Here is a 14,958-nt window from a genome sequence, read left to right on the forward strand (position 1 = left end):
TACAGCCCACTTCCTTCAGGAAGTTCAGACGCGGATTACCGGCCCTACCACCACGTCTGGCATACTGAACGGCCGAGTCCGGTTCCGGTTCACGATGTCGATTGGCGACGTCGACCCGGCGACCATTGAAAGGGACACCATGAAGGCAGGAATCCACCCAACCTACGTAGCGACCACCGTCGTTTGCGGTTGCGGTAACACGTTCGAGACTCACAGCACCAAGGAGTCCGGACGCATCAACGTCGAGGTTTGCTCGCAGTGCCATCCCTTCTACACGGGCAAGCAGAAGATTCTTGACACCGGTGGACGCGTTGCTCGCTTCGAGGCTCGCTACGGCAAGCGCGCAGACAGCAAGGTTCAGACCGAAGACTAGCTGTTCCGCCGACGCCCGATCTGCATCTGCAGATCGGGCGTCGGCTTTTTTGTGCCTGCACTCGGTTTTGCGCGTTTCCCGGGTAGTAGCGTCGAATTATCTTTAAGCGCGCACCGTAGGAAACGAAACTCAGAGCGGAGCGAACCATGGCAGGCGCAACCAAGCCCTCGGCCATCGACGACATCCTGGCAGAACATGCCGGTCTCGAAGCGCAGATGTCCGACCCGGCGCTGCACAACGATCCGACGGCGGCCCGCCGCGTCGGAAAGCGGTTCGCCGAGCTCTCGCCCATCATGTCGACGTACAACAAGCTCACTGCTGCGCAGGACGATCTGGAAGCCGCGCGTGAACTCGCTGCCGACGATTCCAGCTTTGCCGCGGAGATTCCGGACCTCGAGGCCGAGGTCGCACAGCTCGAGCAGACGCTGACCGATCAACTTGCCCCGCGTGACCCCCACGACGGTGACGACGTCGTCCTCGAAGTGAAGTCGGGCGAAGGTGGCGAAGAGTCAGCTCTCTTTGCGTCCGACCTGGCCCGTATGTATGTCCGCTACGCGGAACGTCACGGCTGGCGCGTCGAAATCCTCGACGCGACGGTCTCCGACCTCGGCGGATACAAAGAAGCAACCATTTCGATCAAGAGTAAGTCCGATACCCCCGACGGCGTGTGGGCACGACTCAAGTTCGAGGGCGGCGTTCACCGCGTCCAGCGCGTGCCCGTCACCGAATCGCAGGGGCGCGTGCATACTTCCGCCGCCGGTGTCCTGGTGTACCCGGAACCCGAAGAGGTCGAACAGGTTCAGATCGACGAGGGTGACCTGCGCATCGACGTCTACCGTTCGTCCGGCAAGGGTGGCCAGGGCGTCAACACCACCGACTCCGCGGTGCGAATCACTCACTTGCCCACCGGAATTGTGGTCACGTGCCAGAACGAGCGCTCGCAGCTTCAGAACAAGGCCCGTGCCATGCAGGTGCTGGCTGCTCGTCTGCAGGTTGTCGCCGAGGAAGCCGCGGACGCGGAAGCGTCGGCCGGACGCCAGAGCCAGGTCAGGACAGTCGACCGCTCGGAACGTATCCGCACCTACAACTTTCCCGAGAACCGCATCACCGACCACCGCATCGGATTCAAGTCGCACAACCTCGACGCCGTCCTCGACGGAGAGCTTGATCCGCTCCTCGACGCACTGGGCAAGGCGGACCGCGAGGCCCGCCTCGCCGCCGAATAGGCGGGCGACATGGCAACTCGTGAATTTCTCAGGCGTGGCAGGCTGTACGCGTGAGCAGACTCCCACTCCGTTTGGCGCTGATCGAGGCCGCCAAAGAGCTCGACGCGGCCGGTGTACCCAGCCCACGTACTGATGCCGAACTACTGGCGTCGCACCTGCTTGGTATAGAGCGCACGCGTCTTGGCCTGGTTCCGTTGGTCGATGCCGAGGTGATCGAGGCGTTCAACGCCATGGTGGCGCAGCGCGCGAAGCGAATCCCGTTGCAACACATCATCGGCAGCGCGTCGATGGGCAATATCGACGTTGCCGTCGGTCCGGGTGTGTTCATCCCGCGGCCCGAAACCGAGTTGCTGATGGGCTGGGCGCTCTCGTTCCTCGAAGGATGCGGCAGTAGGCCACCGGTTGTCCTGGATCTGTGCACCGGCTCGGGCGTGCTTGCACTGTCCATCGCCGAGGCAAGGCCGGACGCTGTGATGCACGCCGTGGAGAAGGAGCCTGCGGCGCTGGCATGGGCGCGTCGCAACGCCGCGGACCGTGAAGCAGCGGGCGACACCCCGATTCATCTTCATCAAGGTGATGTCACCGATCGCAATCTGCTGCAGGCGCTCGAAGGCAAGGTCGATCTTGTCGTCTCCAACCCGCCGTACATTCCCGAAGGGGCGCAGCTGCAGCCCGAGGTCATGGATTACGACCCGCACACGGCTCTCTTCGGTGGCCCAGACGGTTTGTCCGTCATCAAACCCATGATCAGCAACATCGCACGCTGGCTGCGGATCGGCGGCGCCGCCGGAATCGAGCACGACGACACCAACGGTGACGGCGTCGCGGCACTGTTCTCCGGTCGACGGGTGTTCGGCGAAGTGGAGCAGCATCCGGACCTGGCCGGTCGCCCCCGTTTTGTTGTCGCGAGACGCGTCGCCACCGATGTGGAAGCCCAGCGTGAGCGAGACCACGGAATGCCGAGTGACAGGATGGTCCAGTGAGCACCGTTTACGACTGTAGTGAAATTGATACCCGCACGGCAGGTCTAGCTGCCGCTAAGAATGCACTCAAGGCCGGCCGCTTGGTTGTCCTTCCGACGGACACGCTGTACGGATTGGCTGCCGATGCGTTCGACAGCGAGGCCGTCACGAGCCTGCTCCGTGCCAAGGGGCGCGGCCGGGACATGCCCGTTCCCGTTCTGGTCGGATCGTGGAACACCATCGACGGACTCGTCTACAGCGTCCGTCCGCAGGCGCGCGATCTCGTTCGCGCCTTCTGGCCGGGCGGGCTGAGTCTGGTTGTCGAACAAGCACCCTCGCTGGCCTGGGATCTCGGCGATACGCGCGGAACGGTCATGCTGCGCATGCCGTTGCACCCCGTCGCACTGGAATTGCTACGCGACGTCGGACCGCTTGCCGTCTCGAGCGCCAACATCTCCGGACGGCCACCGGCCACCACGGTCGACGAGGCTCGTGATCAACTCGGCGGCTCGGCCAGCGTCTACCTCGACGGTGGACCGGCAGCACATGCGGTGGCGTCGACGATCGTGGATCTGACCGGTGACTCGCCCCGTATCCTGCGAGTCGGCGCTGTGTCCGCGGAAGATATCGCAGACGTATTGGGCACTACCCCCGAAAGCCTTGTAGAGGGAGTTTCGTAACGATGGTCGGTGCCCGCCAGAACACGGGTGATTGTCCCCAGTGATCACGACGCACCGGGCCACCGAGATCCTCGCGCAGTCCAGCGGGGGAGTGGGCGTACCGATCCGAGAACTCCTCCTGGTTCTGTGCACCGCTGCGGTGGTCACCTATCTGGCTACCGGCGCAGTGCGGGTCCTGGCCATTCGATTCGGGGCGGTGGCGATACCGCGTGACCGTGACGTCCACGTTCAGCCGACGCCTCGTCTCGGTGGTGTCGGAATGTACGTGGGTTTGGCTGCCGGACTACTCTTCGCGCAGCAATTGCCTGCTCTGACACGAGGATTCGAGTTCGACAGTCATGACGTTCAAGCGGCGCTGGTGTCCGGCGGTGTCATAGTCCTGGTCGGCATCATCGATGACAAGTGGGGGCTCGACGCCCTCACCAAGTTTGTCGGCCAGGTGACTGCCGCCGGAATCATGGTCGTGATGGGCGTCAGTTGGTACATCATCTACAACCCGTTCGGCGACGGCGGATCGACCATCATTCTCGACCAGATCCAATCGGGTCTGTTCACCGTTGCCGTTGCCGTCGCGACCATCAACGCCATGAATTTTGTCGACGGCCTCGACGGTCTGGCGGCGGGACTCGGCCTTATTGCCGCGGTCGCGATCCTCCTCTTTTCGATCGGACTCCTGCACGATCAGGGCGGCGATGTCAGCGTGTACCCGCCGGCGATGATCGCCGCTGCTCTCGCCGGAGCGTGCCTCGGATTTCTGCCGCACAATTTCAATCCGGCACGGATCTTCATGGGTGATTCGGGATCCATGTTGATCGGACTCATGCTCGCCGCGATTTCGACGTCCGCGTCTGGCCGGATTCCGCTGGTGGCCTACGGCACGCGCGATCTTGTCGGTCTCCTCGCCCCGTTGCTGCTGGTCAGTGCTGTGATGTTCATCCCCATGCTGGACATGCTGCTCGCGGTCATCCGTCGCACGAGGGCAGGTGTGAGTCCGTTCAGCCCGGACAAGATGCATCTGCATCACCGGCTACTGCAGATCGGTCACACCCATCGCCGGGTTGTGCTGGTCATCTACTCGTGGGTGGGGGTTCTGGCGTTCGGCGCTGTGGGATCTTCACTGCTGGATCGACAGTTGGTTGTCGTCCTCGTGGCGGCCGGATTGCTCGCGGCATTTCTGTTCACCGCGATCCCGTCGTTGCGCGATCGCCGGCAGGAGCGGCAGTAGCGAACTTTTCCGATCCATTACCCTTGGTCATCGTGACGAACACCCCGCAATCAGTGCCAGCATCGCAGCCCATTCCCGATTCGACCGCAGCAATGCGCTCTGCTGTGAAGTGGGGCGTGATCGGACTGGTTGTTCTGACTATCGTCGGTTCCCTGCTCGGGTGGCTGATCGGCGGTAAGGAAGGCCTGTACGGCGCGCTTCTCGGAGCGGCTGTCGGCGGCGGGTTCATTCTCTTCACCGCGCTGGGCGTTCTTCTCACGTCGAAGCTGCCGGCATTGACCGCCGGTGCAGTTCTTCTCGGAACTTGGTTGCTCAAGATGATCCTGGCAATCGTGGTGCTCGCGATCCTGAAACCGCTCGACTTCTACGACAAGACCTCGTTGGTACTGGTCATGGTATTTGCGTTGGTTATCGTCCTGGGTGCGGAAACTTACGGTGTTCTCGGAACCAAGACGCCGTACGTGGACCCCACTCCGAGCGCTCCGGTCAACGACGACGAGTAGTACTACAAATCGTAACGAACCGCCCCTTCAGGTACCCCATCTACACAATGTCGTAGATGACTTGGTAGGGTCAGCGTCAAGCGAGAGCAAAGGCAGGCTAGGTAACCCTCAGCCGACGATGCCATGTGCTCGCAGGTGGCCGATATTCTGGGCCACCGAGTCGACGAGAGTCGCCGACACCGACAGAAGCCAGGCCCCCGCGAGGGTTCTCCAGCAACTGACGAATGCGCGAGTCGAACTTGTCGACTTGTAGATCGTCAATGTCCGATCGAACCGCAGTCAATGATGGCTGCGGACCGACTACGGGAGAGAACGCTGAGCGTCACCACCCTGGCCGCGGATGAATTCCATGCGCCGTCACTAGACGATTTTTTCCCGCCCTCCGTGTTGATTCACGCGGGCCCCTTCGAGCTCGACCGATTGATGCTCATCCGCATCTTGATGTCGGTGTTGGTTGCAGCGTTCTTCGCAATTGCGATGCGTAGCCCGCGGTTGATTCCGCGTGGCGTGCAGAACGTGGCCGAGATCGCTCTGGACTTCGTTCGCGTACAGATCGCGGAAGATGTCCTCGGCAAGGAGCAGGGCAAGCGCTTCCTGCCGGTCATCACGACAATCTTCTTCCTCGTGATCGCCAGCAACGTGTCCGCGATCATCCCCTTCTTGAACATCTCGCCCAACGCCCGTATCGGCATGCCGCTGGTACTCGCGGCGCTTGCCTACATCGTGTTCAACTACGTGGGCATCAAGAAGTACGGCTTCTTCAAGTACGTCAAGAGCACAATCGTCGTTCCCGGCGTCCCGCCGGCACTGCACGTCTTGCTGATTCCGATCGAGTTCATCTCGACCTTCGTACTGCGCCCGTTCACGCTGATGGTTCGTCTTATGGCCAACATGTTGGCCGGCCACATCCTGCTGGTGCTGTTCTTCAGCGCGACGAACTACTTCTTCTTCGTGGCCGGCGGGTTCCAGGCAGTCTTCGGCGTCCCGTCGATCATCGCCGGCCTTGCATTCACGTTCTTCGAGCTGCTGGTCATCTTCCTGCAGGCTTACGTCTTCGCGCTGCTGGCCGCTGTGTACATCGACATCGCGCTGCACGCAGACGAGCACTGACCACACCACATATCAGCTACACCACGATCTGAGCCTTCCGTCGATACCGGCGGAGGTCAACTGAAAGGGAATGGAACACCATGAGCGTCGCTTACCTGGCACAGGAAGTTGCCGAGCAGACCATCACCAACAAGGGTTATGGCGCCATCGGCTACGGCCTCGCGGCAATCGGCCCCGGCATCGGCATCGGCATCGTCGTCGGTAAGGCAATCGAGGGCATGGTTCGCCAGCCCGAGATGGCCGGACAGGTTCGTACCACCATGTTCCTCGGTATTGCATTCACCGAGGCCCTCGCGCTGATCGGCCTCGTCGCCGGCTTCATCTTCTAAGAGACCGACATGGCAGCCACCATTACATTGCTCGCGGCATCCGAGGGAGAGGTACCTAACCCCCTCCTGCCCGCGACGTACGACATCGTATGGTCCATCGTCTGCCTCGTGATTGTCGGTTTCGTCTTCTGGAAGTTCGTACTTCCGATGTTCCAGAAGGTCCTTGCCGATCGCACCGAGCAGATCGAGGGCGGGATCCAGAAGGCCGAAGAGGCACAGGCAGAAGCAAAGGTTGCGCTCGAGCAGTACCGCGCGCAGCTCGCTGAAGCTCGTACCGAGGCCGCGCAGATCCGTGAGGAAGCGCGCACCCAGGGTCAGCAGATCATTGCTGACATGAAGGTTCAGGCGCAGGAGGAGAGCGATCGCATCGTGGCCGCAGGCCACAGCCAGCTCGTCGCCCAGCGTCAGCAGATCGTCGCTGAGCTCCGCTCGGATCTCGGCAAGACCGCTGTAGACCTGGCCGAGAAGGTCATCGGAGAGTCCCTCGCCGACGACGTGAAGCGTGCCGGAACGGTTGATCGATTCCTCAACGAGCTCGACGCCGTCAGCGCTGATTCAGCCAGGAAGTGAGCAACATGTACGCAGCGAGCCGTGAATCCTTGGCGCAGACGCGTTCTGCGCTGAGCAGCGCCCTGGGCGCAGTCTCTGCAGGTGCCGCTACCGCGGCCGCTGCGCAGGCTGGGTCCGAGCTCTTCTCGGTGGTCGAGGTACTTGACGGCCAGCGCGCTCTTCGCAGCGCGCTGGCTGACGCTTCGGCACCGGCCGCTGGTCGCCAGGGCTTGGTTGAGCAGTTGTTCTCCGCAAAGGTCGGCGCCGAGGCGCTGGCCACCGTGAAGACAGCTGCAGGCCAGGACTGGTCGGCGACCCGCGACTTGGTCAACTCGCTCGAACTGCTGGGCCGCGAAGCTCTGCTCCGCGCCGCAGCCGATCAGGGCCAGTTGGACACCGTCGAGGACGAGTTGTTCCGTCTCGGCCGCATCGTGGCAGGGGATCCCAACCTCGAGCAGACGCTCTCGGATCTGTCGGTTCCCGCAGCCCGCAAGCGTGAGTTCCTCTCACGCCTGCTCTACGGCAAGGTCACCGCGGTCACCGAGGCACTTGCCGGACAGGCCGTCGGCCGGTTGAAGTCTGCACCCGCAGACACTTTCGACCAGCTGTCGAATCTTGCCGCCGCGCAGCGTGATACCGCTGTTGCCCACGTGCGCAGCGCTTCGGCGTTGAGTGCGGAGCAGACGGATCGTTTGACGAGCACACTTACCCGCACCTACGGGAAGCCGGTAACCGTGCACGTCGAGATCGATCCCGCACTTCTCAGCGGCTTGGTCGTCCGGGTGGGCGACGAGGTCATCGACGGTAGTGCAGCGGGACGACTCGCAGCACTGCGGAAGAACCTCAAATAGTCCTTCAGCCGAACACACACTCCAGATCTTTTCGAAGACCAGATACCGAGAGCAGGAAAAACATGGCGGAGCTGACGATCTCCTCCGACGAGATCCGTAGCGCGATCGACAACTACACCGCGAGCTACTCCCCGGAGGCCTCCCGTGAGGAGGTCGGCACAGTGACCGACACCAGTGACGGCATTGCGCACGTCTCTGGCCTGCCTTCGGCTATGTCCAACGAACTGTTGGAGTTCCCCGGTGGAATCGTCGGCGTCGCGCTCAACCTGGATGCCACCGAAATCGGTGCAGTCATCCTGGGTGACTACCAGAACATTCAAGAAGGCCAGGAAGTAAAGCGCACGGGCGACGTTCTGTCGGTTCCCGTCGGCGACGCTTTCCTCGGCCGCGTCATCGACCCGTTGGGTGCTCCCATCGACGGCCTCGGCGAGATCGAGAGCACCGAAAACCGTGCACTCGAACTGCAGGCCGCTTCGGTGCTCGAGCGCCAGCCGGTCGAAGAGCCGCTCCAGACCGGTATCAAGGCTATCGACGCCATGACCCCGATCGGCCGCGGCCAGCGCCAGCTCATCATCGGCGACCGCAAGACCGGCAAGACCGCGGTCTGCATCGACGCGATCCTGAACCAGAAGGCCAACTGGGATTCCGGCGATGTCAACAAGCAGGTTCGCTGCATCTACGTTGCCATCGGTCAGAAGGGCTCCACCATCGCGGGCGTCAAGGCTGCCCTCGAGGAGAAGGGCGCGATGGAGTACACCACCATCGTTGCTGCTCCGGCTTCTGATTCCGCAGGCTTCAAGTGGCTCGCACCGTACACCGGCTCGGCCATCGGCCAGCACTGGATGTACCAGGGCAAGCACGTTCTGGTCGTGTTCGACGACCTGACCAAGCAGGCAGAGGCGTACCGCGCCATCTCGCTGCTGCTGCGTCGCCCGCCGGGACGTGAGGCATACCCCGGTGACGTCTTCTACTTGCACTCCCGTCTGCTGGAGCGTTCGGCGAAGCTGTCCGACGCACTCGGCGGTGGCTCGCTGACGGCTCTGCCGATCATCGAGACCAAGGCAAACGACGTCTCGGCATACATCCCGACCAACGTCATTTCCATCACCGACGGCCAGGTCTTCCTCGAGTCCGACCTGTTCAACAAGGGCGTTCGCCCCGCGATCAACGTCGGTATCTCGGTCTCCCGCGTCGGTGGCGCTGCACAGACCAAGGGCATGAAGAAGGTCTCCGGTTCGCTGCGTCTGGAACTGGCTCAGTTCCGTGAGCTCGAAGCGTTCTCCGCCTTCGCATCCGACCTCGACGCTGCCTCCAAGGCTCAGCTCGAGCGCGGTGCCCGTCTGGTCGAGCTGCTCAAGCAGGATCAGTACAGCCCGATCCCCGTCGAAGACCAGATCATCTCGATCTACCTCGCGGGCGAAGGCACCTTCGACAGCGTCCCGATCGGCGACGTCCGTCGCTTCGAGAAGGAACTGCTCGAAGACCTCAAGCACTCGGCTGCAGGCGTCTACTCCAGCATCAACGGCGGTAAGGCACTCGATGCCGACAACGCTGCTGCGCTGATCGCTGCAACCGACAAGTTCAAGGAAGGCTTCATCGCAGCCGACGGAAGCCGGGTCGTGAACGAAGCCGAGGCCGACGCTCTGGGTGCAGACGAGGTCGCGAACGAGCAGATCAACGTCAAGCGCAAGACCATCAGCAAGTGACGGACGCGCCCATGACACTGCGAATTCCGAAGGGAGAGTGATTGATCGATGGCAAGCATTCTCGAATTGCGGTCCCGTATCAAGTCGGTCAACTCGACCAAGAAGATCACCAAAGCACAGGAACTGATCGCGACTTCGCGTATCACGAAGGCTCAGATTCGCGTCGCCGCATCGAAGCCGTATGCCGAGGAGATCACGAAGGTACTCACCGAATTGGCGAGTGCGTCTGCTTCGCTCGATCACCCGCTGCTCAACGAGCGTCCGGAGCCCAAGCGGGCTGCGGTGCTCGTTGTCACCAGTGACCGCGGCATGTGTGGTGGCTACAACTCCAACGTCCTCAAGCAGGCAGAAGAGCTCATGGCTCTGCTCCGCACCGAGGGCAAGGAGCCGGTTGTCTACGTGCTCGGTTCCAAGGGACTCGGTTACTACACCTTCCGTGGCCGCGACATCGGTGCTGCGTGGACGGGCTTCTCGCAGGATCCGGGTTACTCGGATGCCGCGAAGGCCAGCCGCCACCTGGTGGAGCTCTTCATGGCAGGTTCGGGCAACCAGGTCGACGCTCCGAACGGCGAAGGCACCATCGAGGGCGTCGACGAGCTCCATATCGTCTACACCCGCTTCGTGTCGATGCTGACCCAGACCCCCGAGGTTCGCCGTATGGCGCCGCTCGAGGTGTCCGTGTCCGAAGAGCACATCGAACTCGGTGACGACATGCTGACCAACGGTCACGACGACGACCACTCCACCGGTCCCGTCGCTGACTTCAGCTTCGAGCCCGAGCCGGAGAAGCTGCTCGGCGCACTTCTGCCGAAGTACGTCAGCACGCGTATCTTCTCGTCGCTTCTCGATGCTGCGGCATCGGAGTCGGCAGCCCGTCGTACCGCTATGAAGGCCGCGACGGACAACGCAAACGAACTGGTGAACACGTTGAGCCGTCAGGCCAACCAGGCTCGCCAGGCCCAGATCACCCAGGAAATCAGCGAGATCGTCGGCGGCGCCAACGCGCTCGCCTCGAGCGCAGGAAGTGACTAGCACATGACCGCAGCAGTAACCGAAAACAACGGGGCAGGTTCGGCTTCGGCCGTAGCCGGCCGCGTCGTGCGGGTCATCGGTCCCGTCGTGGACGTTGAATTCCCGCGTGGCGCTGTTCCTGAACTGTTCAACGCCCTGAACGCCGAGATCACGCTTCCCTCGGTCGCCAAGACGCTGACGCTCGAGGTTGCACAGCACCTCGGTGACAACCTGGTCCGCACCGTCTCCATGCAGCCCACCGACGGCCTCGTCCGCGGCACTGCAGTGACCGACTCGGGCAAGCCGATCTCGGTTCCCGTCGGTGACGTCGTCAAGGGCCACGTGTTCAACGCACTGGGCGATTGCCTCGACACCCCCGGCCTCGGCCGTGACGGCGAGCAGTGGGGCATCCACCGCAAGCCACCAGCCTTCGATCAGCTCGAAGGTAAGACCGAGATCCTCGAGACCGGCATCAAGGTCATCGACCTTCTCACCCCGTACGTCAAGGGTGGAAAGATCGGTCTGTTCGGTGGTGCCGGCGTCGGCAAGACCGTTCTGATCCAGGAAATGATCACGCGTATCGCTCGCGAGTTCTCGGGCACCTCGGTGTTCGCAGGCGTCGGTGAGCGTACCCGTGAGGGCACCGACCTCCACCTGGAAATGGAAGAGATGGGCGTCCTCCAGGACACCGCCCTTGTCTTCGGCCAGATGGATGAGCCGCCCGGAACGCGTATGCGCGTCGCCCTGTCCGCACTGACGATGGCGGAGTACTTCCGCGACGTTCAGGGCCAGGACGTTCTGCTGTTCATCGACAACATCTTCCGCTTCACGCAGGCAGGTTCCGAGGTTTCCACCCTCCTCGGTCGTATGCCTTCGGCAGTGGGCTACCAGCCCACGCTGGCGGACGAGATGGGTGAGCTCCAGGAGCGCATCACGTCGACCCGTGGTCGCTCGATCACGTCGCTGCAGGCTATTTACGTGCCCGCCGACGACTACACCGACCCCGCGCCGGCTACGACGTTCGCGCACCTCGATGCCACCACCGAGCTCTCGCGCCCGATTTCGCAGATGGGTATTTACCCCGCTGTGGATCCGCTGAGCTCGACCTCTCGCATCCTGGAGCCCGGCATCGTCGGTGCCGAGCACTTCCGCGTTGCCAACGAGGTCAAGCGCATCCTGCAGAAGTACAAGGAACTGCAGGACATCATCGCCATCCTCGGTATGGACGAGCTTCAGGAAGAGGACAAGGTCCTCGTGGGCCGCGCCCGTCGTATCCAGAAGTTCCTCGGCCAGAACTTCATCGTTGCCGAGAAGTTCACCGGTGAGCCCGGCTCCGTCGTGCCGCTCCGCGACACCATCGAAGCCTTCGACCGCGTCTGCAAGGGCGAGTTCGATCACCTGCCCGAGCAGGCATTCAACAGCTGTGGTGGACTCGACGACGTCGAGGCTGCAGCCAAGAAGATGGCCGGGAAGTAGTCCACGATGGCTGAGATGACCGTAGAACTCGTTGCCGTCGAGGAGCGCTTGTGGTCGGGTACGGCGACGCTGGTCAGCGCTCAGACGACTGAGGGCGAGATCGGCATCATGCCTGGGCATGAGCCGGTTCTCGGCCAGCTCATCGAGGGCGGCACCGTGTCGATCACCTCTGTCGACGGTGAGCGCATCGTCGCAGCGGTTCACGGCGGTTTCCTGTCGGTGACGGCTACCACCGTCACGATTCTGGCCGAGTCTGCGGACATGGCCGAGGACATCGACGTGAGCGCTGCCAAGGCAGTTCTCGCTGACACCCAAGCCGACGACGAGGCGATTGCGGTCGCCAAGGGTCAGCTTCGGGCAGTCGAGCGCGCGTAGTTAATCAGAGCAAAGCCGCGACGGGAGCCGACGAACAGTGACATTCGGAATGACTGTGTTGATCATTCTGGTTGTGCTGCTTGCGGTTCTCGTCGCGGCTTTTCTGTACCGTCTGGTGATCCTTCGCCGCGGCGGTACGGCAGCACTTCTTCGTGTTCTGCCCTCTCCGGGGGACAGCGGGTGGCGGCACGGAATCATTCGCTACGGCGAAAGCTCCTTCGTCTTCTTCAAACTTTCTTCTCTCCGGCCCGGTCCGGATTCACGTGTCGACCGTCAAGGTATCGAGGTCGAGAGCCGTCGCTCTCCCTCCGGTACCGAATTCGACATCATGAGTGACGACATCGTTGTCCTGCGTCTGCGTGACGGGTCGTCGAACTACGAAATCGCTTTGGACAGTGGAGCGTTGACTGCGTTCCTGTCCTGGGTGGAATCTCGGCCAGACGGGCGTGCCCGCAGGCGACGCACCGCCTGACCGGAGGTGCCGCGTCAGGCGCCGGCGCCTGGCTTCCAGAGAACATCACCGTTCGGATTGGCAACTCTTCCCATGATGAAGAGCAGATCCGACAACCTGTTGAGGTATTTGGCGGGCAGCACGCTCGTGTCCTCAGGGTGCGCATCGATAGCCGACCACGCCGCTCGTTCGGCTCGGCGAGATACGGTCCGAGCAACGTGCAGTAGAGCTCCCAATGGCGTTCCGCCGGGCAGAATGAACGAATTCAGCGGTGCCAGTTCATCATTGAGCTCGTCGCACCAGCCTTCGAGGCGATCGATGTATGCCTGGGTAACGCGCAGCGGCGGGTATTTGGGATTCTCGACGACCGGGGTGGACAGGTCGGCCCCCGCGTCGAAGAGATCGTTCTGAATCTGTCGAAGTATCGCCGTCAGATTTTCCGGCGGATTGCCGAGCGCCAACGCAACACCGATCGCGGCATTGGTTTCGTCGCAATCCGCGTATGCAGTCAGGCGCGGGTCGTTCTTGGACACGCGCGAAAAGTCGCTCAGTCCGGTGGTGCCGTCGTCGCCGGTCCGGGTGTAGATCTTCGTTAGGTGAACACTCATACGCCAACGGTACCGGCGCGGAGTTTCGTCGGTTGTGGCTCTAGGCTGTGAACCGTGAGTGAGCACTTTCTTGTAACCGGGGGTCAGCGCCTCGAGGGTGAAGTTTCAGTCGGGGGCGCCAAGAACAGTGTGCTGAAGCTGATGGCTGCAGCATTGTTGGCCGAGGGCACTACCGTCGTGACCAACTGCCCAGACATCCTCGACGTTCCTCTGATGGCGGACGTGCTGCGAGGCCTCGGGTGCGAAGTCGAACTCGAAGATTCGGAAGTTCGGATTACGACGCCGGCCGAACCGAAATACCACGCAGACTTCGACGCCGTGAAGCAGTTCCGCGCATCGGTGTGTGTCTTGGGACCACTCGTGGCGCGCTGTCGACGGGCCGTGGTTGCCCTTCCCGGCGGCGATGCGATCGGATCCCGCCCACTCGACATGCATCAGTCGGGTCTCCGACTTCTCGGTGCGCACAGCGAAATCGAGCACGGCTGTGTTGTGGCGCATGCCGACGACCTGCACGGCGCAAACATCCGCCTCGTATTTCCCTCAGTCGGAGCTACTGAGAACATCCTCATGGCTGCCGTTCTCGCGCGTGGCGAAACGGTCATCGACAACGCCGCCCGTGAACCGGAGATCGTCGACCTGTGCAACATGCTGAACCAGATGGGGGCAAAAGTCAGTGGTGGGGGTTCCACGACGCTCACCATTCAGGGTGTTCGCAAACTGGAACCGACCACGCACCGGGTCATCGGTGATCGCATCGTTGCAGCAACCTGGGGCGTCGCAGCGTCGATGACCAGGGGAGACGTACGCGTTCGCGGGGTCAACCACAAGCATCTCGGGTTGGTCCTCGACAAGCTGCGAACTGCAGGCGCCGAAGTGACGCCCGAAGTCGACGGCTTTCGAGTTGTCCAACGTGAGCGGCCCAAAGCCGTCAACTTTGCGACGCTCCCGTACCCGGGATTCCCGACCGACCTGCAGCCCATGGCCATCGGACTGGCAGCAGTGGCAGAGGGAACGTCGATGATCACCGAGAACGTCTTCGAATCCCGTTTCCGGTTTGTCGAGGAAATGATTCGTCTTGGAGCTGACGCGCGGACCGATGGTCACCATGCCGTAATCAGGGGAGTGCCGGTTCTGTCCAGCGCGCCGGTGTGGTCTTCGGACATTCGCGCCGGAGCTGGTCTTGTTCTGGCCGGCCTGGTGGCAGATGGGGTGACCGAAGTGCACGACATCTTCCACATCGATCGCGGCTATCCGCGCTTTGTCGAGAACCTGCGCGGACTGGGCGGGATTATCGAGCGGGTCAGCACCGAATAGCGGGGGGTGCTCGGGGTCACATCTAGCAGTTGTGCGGGTTAGTTGGTTTCAGCTGGCACGGAAATCGCTGTGACCTCGGGAATCTTGTCCAATCACGTAGTGCGACCAGGCGATTTGTTAATTCGTTGAAGGTTCGCGTAACTTATTCCAAGTCAGAGCGACACGGACACCGACTCCCGCTTCACAGCGAGTGACACGAGGTTGTACGA

Annotated in this window: 17 protein-coding genes; 16 read left to right on the plus strand and 1 reads right to left on the minus strand. The window is 62.2% G+C overall.

The window, feature by feature from the left end; translation table 11 throughout:
- The first annotated feature begins 139 nt into the window (after window positions 1–139).
- From rpmE to V2B23_RS26820, 15 genes are all read left to right on the plus strand, one after another.
- Window positions 140–373 carry a 50S ribosomal protein L31 gene (rpmE, locus tag V2B23_RS26750; protein WP_033236138.1) on the plus strand — a complete coding sequence of 78 codons (234 nt, stop codon included), beginning with the start codon at window positions 140–142 and terminating at the stop codon, window positions 371–373.
- Window positions 374–519: 146 nt separating this feature from the next.
- On the plus strand, window positions 520–1,599 hold the full coding sequence (gene prfA, locus V2B23_RS26755) for a peptide chain release factor 1 (protein ID WP_045071323.1): 1,080 nt from the start codon (window positions 520–522) through the stop codon (window positions 1,597–1,599).
- Between the two features lie 50 nt (window positions 1,600–1,649).
- Entirely contained in the window at window positions 1,650–2,582 is a 933-nt protein-coding gene (gene prmC / locus V2B23_RS26760) for a peptide chain release factor N(5)-glutamine methyltransferase (RefSeq protein WP_430953073.1), read from the plus strand.
- Window positions 2,579–3,241: an L-threonylcarbamoyladenylate synthase gene (locus V2B23_RS26765; RefSeq protein ID WP_033236099.1), complete on the plus strand. Its 663-nt coding sequence runs from the start codon at window positions 2,579–2,581 to the stop codon at window positions 3,239–3,241. Before prmC ends, V2B23_RS26765 begins: the two co-directional genes overlap by 4 nt.
- A 40-nt stretch (window positions 3,242–3,281) precedes the next feature.
- Window positions 3,282–4,466 (plus strand): glycosyltransferase family 4 protein, encoded by a 1,185-nt coding sequence (locus tag V2B23_RS26770; RefSeq protein WP_430953074.1) that lies wholly within the window; start codon window positions 3,282–3,284, stop codon window positions 4,464–4,466.
- A gap of 23 nt (window positions 4,467–4,489) precedes the next feature.
- A complete protein-coding gene (locus tag V2B23_RS26775) occupies window positions 4,490–4,969 on the plus strand; it encodes a hypothetical protein (RefSeq protein ID WP_430953075.1) in 480 nt (159 codons plus the stop codon).
- A gap of 282 nt (window positions 4,970–5,251) precedes the next feature.
- Window positions 5,252–6,079, plus strand: coding sequence for a F0F1 ATP synthase subunit A (gene atpB, locus V2B23_RS26780; RefSeq protein WP_092807602.1), 828 nt, complete (start codon window positions 5,252–5,254; stop codon window positions 6,077–6,079).
- An 80-nt stretch (window positions 6,080–6,159) separates the two neighbouring features.
- Window positions 6,160–6,408, plus strand: coding sequence for an ATP synthase F0 subunit C (locus tag V2B23_RS26785; protein ID WP_033236102.1), 249 nt, complete (start codon window positions 6,160–6,162; stop codon window positions 6,406–6,408).
- A 9-nt stretch (window positions 6,409–6,417) separates the two neighbouring features.
- On the plus strand, window positions 6,418–6,978 hold the full coding sequence (locus V2B23_RS26790; RefSeq protein ID WP_092807604.1) for a F0F1 ATP synthase subunit B: 561 nt from the start codon (window positions 6,418–6,420) through the stop codon (window positions 6,976–6,978).
- A gap of 5 nt (window positions 6,979–6,983) precedes the next feature.
- Window positions 6,984–7,808, plus strand: coding sequence for a F0F1 ATP synthase subunit delta (locus tag V2B23_RS26795; protein ID WP_430953076.1), 825 nt, complete (start codon window positions 6,984–6,986; stop codon window positions 7,806–7,808).
- 62 nt (window positions 7,809–7,870) lie between these two features.
- The gene (gene atpA / locus V2B23_RS26800; protein ID WP_092807606.1) at window positions 7,871–9,514 is read left to right on the plus strand and encodes a F0F1 ATP synthase subunit alpha; all 1,644 of its coding nucleotides are present in this window, start codon (window positions 7,871–7,873) and stop codon (window positions 9,512–9,514) included.
- Between the two features lie 48 nt (window positions 9,515–9,562).
- Window positions 9,563–10,546: a F0F1 ATP synthase subunit gamma gene (locus V2B23_RS26805; RefSeq protein ID WP_092807608.1), complete on the plus strand. Its 984-nt coding sequence runs from the start codon at window positions 9,563–9,565 to the stop codon at window positions 10,544–10,546.
- Between the two features lie 3 nt (window positions 10,547–10,549).
- Entirely contained in the window at window positions 10,550–12,001 is a 1,452-nt protein-coding gene (atpD, locus tag V2B23_RS26810; protein WP_003941349.1) for a F0F1 ATP synthase subunit beta, read from the plus strand.
- A gap of 6 nt (window positions 12,002–12,007) precedes the next feature.
- Window positions 12,008–12,376, plus strand: a complete 369-nt coding sequence (locus V2B23_RS26815) for a F0F1 ATP synthase subunit epsilon (protein ID WP_033236107.1) — start codon at window positions 12,008–12,010, stop codon at window positions 12,374–12,376.
- A gap of 49 nt (window positions 12,377–12,425) precedes the next feature.
- On the plus strand, window positions 12,426–12,848 hold the full coding sequence (locus tag V2B23_RS26820; protein ID WP_033236108.1) for a DUF2550 domain-containing protein: 423 nt from the start codon (window positions 12,426–12,428) through the stop codon (window positions 12,846–12,848).
- A gap of 14 nt (window positions 12,849–12,862) precedes the next feature.
- On the opposite strand, the gene V2B23_RS26825 is transcribed toward V2B23_RS26820, so the two are convergent.
- Complete coding sequence (locus V2B23_RS26825) at window positions 12,863–13,435, minus strand: cob(I)yrinic acid a,c-diamide adenosyltransferase (protein WP_430953077.1); 573 nt, start codon at window positions 13,433–13,435, stop codon at window positions 12,863–12,865.
- 54 nt (window positions 13,436–13,489) lie between these two features.
- Here V2B23_RS26825 and murA point away from each other — a divergent pair, with 54 nt between their 5' ends.
- On the plus strand, window positions 13,490–14,749 hold the full coding sequence (gene murA / locus V2B23_RS26830; protein WP_430953078.1) for a UDP-N-acetylglucosamine 1-carboxyvinyltransferase: 1,260 nt from the start codon (window positions 13,490–13,492) through the stop codon (window positions 14,747–14,749).
- The last annotated feature ends 209 nt before the right edge of the window (window positions 14,750–14,958 follow it).

Origin of the sequence: Rhodococcus sp. 24CO (assembly GCF_050586165.1) — a bacterium.
In the GTDB taxonomy this organism is placed as follows: Bacteria; Actinomycetota; Actinomycetes; order Mycobacteriales; family Mycobacteriaceae; genus Rhodococcus_F.

Excerpts from the sequence above, each read along its gene's own strand:
- rpmE (WP_033236138.1), top strand. The coding sequence starts at position 140 with ATGAAGGCAGGAATCCACCCAACCTACGTAGCGACCACCGTCGTTTGC.
- prfA (WP_045071323.1), top strand. The coding sequence starts at position 520 with ATGGCAGGCGCAACCAAGCCCTCGGCCATCGACGACATCCTGGCAGAA.
- atpB (WP_092807602.1), top strand. The coding sequence starts at position 5,252 with ATGATGGCTGCGGACCGACTACGGGAGAGAACGCTGAGCGTCACCACC.
- V2B23_RS26785 (WP_033236102.1), top strand. The coding sequence starts at position 6,160 with ATGAGCGTCGCTTACCTGGCACAGGAAGTTGCCGAGCAGACCATCACC.
- V2B23_RS26790 (WP_092807604.1), top strand. The coding sequence starts at position 6,418 with ATGGCAGCCACCATTACATTGCTCGCGGCATCCGAGGGAGAGGTACCT.
- V2B23_RS26795 (WP_430953076.1), top strand. The coding sequence starts at position 6,984 with ATGTACGCAGCGAGCCGTGAATCCTTGGCGCAGACGCGTTCTGCGCTG.
- atpA (WP_092807606.1), top strand. The coding sequence starts at position 7,871 with ATGGCGGAGCTGACGATCTCCTCCGACGAGATCCGTAGCGCGATCGAC.
- V2B23_RS26805 (WP_092807608.1), top strand. The coding sequence starts at position 9,563 with ATGGCAAGCATTCTCGAATTGCGGTCCCGTATCAAGTCGGTCAACTCG.
- atpD (WP_003941349.1), top strand. The coding sequence starts at position 10,550 with ATGACCGCAGCAGTAACCGAAAACAACGGGGCAGGTTCGGCTTCGGCC.
- V2B23_RS26815 (WP_033236107.1), top strand. The coding sequence starts at position 12,008 with ATGGCTGAGATGACCGTAGAACTCGTTGCCGTCGAGGAGCGCTTGTGG.
- V2B23_RS26820 (WP_033236108.1), top strand. The coding sequence starts at position 12,426 with ATGACTGTGTTGATCATTCTGGTTGTGCTGCTTGCGGTTCTCGTCGCG.
- V2B23_RS26825 (WP_430953077.1), bottom strand. The coding sequence starts at position 13,435 with ATGAGTGTTCACCTAACGAAGATCTACACCCGGACCGGCGACGACGGC.